At 27.7% G+C, this 1,148-nt stretch carries 1 protein-coding gene and 1 pseudogene; both read left to right on the top strand.

The genetic code is table 11. From position 1 onward, the window contains the following. A pseudogene (locus ACF91D_RS30505) lies at positions 1-270 on the top strand (hypothetical protein); the annotation flags it as partial. A 620-nt stretch (positions 271-890) separates the two neighbouring features. Continuing rightward, the coding region (gene aroA / locus ACF91D_RS30500) for a chorismate mutase (protein WP_392438492.1) at positions 891-1,148 on the top strand (258 nt) is incomplete at its 3' end.

Raw genomic sequence — 1,148 nt, 5'->3', positions numbered from 1 at the left:
GAACAAGTACATGAAACTGTATCATTCAAAGATGGTATCATTACGCATGACAAAGCTGGTCAAAGTGGTAATAAATCAACATCAGCATCTACAGCATCAACTCAAAGTGAAGAACAAGTTGATTATAATGAGGGTATTATTTCTCACGGAAGTGCTAAAGAACAAACAGATGAAGATGGTAATAATTCGACATATACGAAAAATCGTCCTCAAGCAAAAAAAGCTGAAAAGGCAAAAAGTAAAATAGCGAAACGAACATTTAATGATTAAATGCTAAATCAAATTATTGAATAATATATTGATCATACTGAGTAATTACGATGATTATAGACATGTATTAACAGCATTAGATACGCAATTTTTAAAGTAATGACTCACTTAGTATACTATTTTCTAGGCTGCTGATTCCCTGATTACAGACGGGAGTCAGCAGTTTTTTTTAAATAAAAATTAAAACACATAAGAAATATACCAAAATAAACTTCAGTAATAGTTGTTTTATTTCATATAAAGTGACAAGCCAGGAAAAAATGGATTTTTATGTGATGACTTGTTGAATTGTAGAAGCGAATAATGAATTGTTCACATCACGACAATGATTACAAATACGTTAATACATATCTGCTTTAAAACTGTATCGTGTTAAAGGTTTCAAAATAAATATTAACATTTTGTTATTAAATTAATAAATTTGATGAAAAGTGTAAAATATAACTAGTAACTGACTGAAAATTCAGTTATCATTAATGTTATTCACTTAAAAGTGAAAATTTTTTAAATAGTGACTTGAACTTATTGGTACTTATTGTTAGAATTACGTTTAACAAATATTTTATCGCTTTAAAGCAGAATAAAATATGCAGTTTAAAATTTTCATAGAGGTGACTTAAATGACAGATAAATTACAAGAATACAGAGACGAAATTGTTGAAATTAACGATGAAATTTTAAAGCTTTTATCTAAAAGAGGGAAATTGGCACAACAAATCGGTGAGGAGAAACGTAAACAAGGTACAATGGTTTATGATCCACAACGTGAAAAAGAAATGATTAATGTACTTTTAGATAAAAATGAAGGTCCATTTAACGATAATGTGATTAAGCAATTATTTAAAGAAATTTTTAAAGCCTCTACTGATTTACAAAAA

The organism is Staphylococcus sp. 231237_7MaSpsaltlick, from assembly GCF_043107035.1.
Note: the sequence above shows the minus strand (reverse complement) of the source record. Positions and strands in the feature narration are given on the sequence as shown.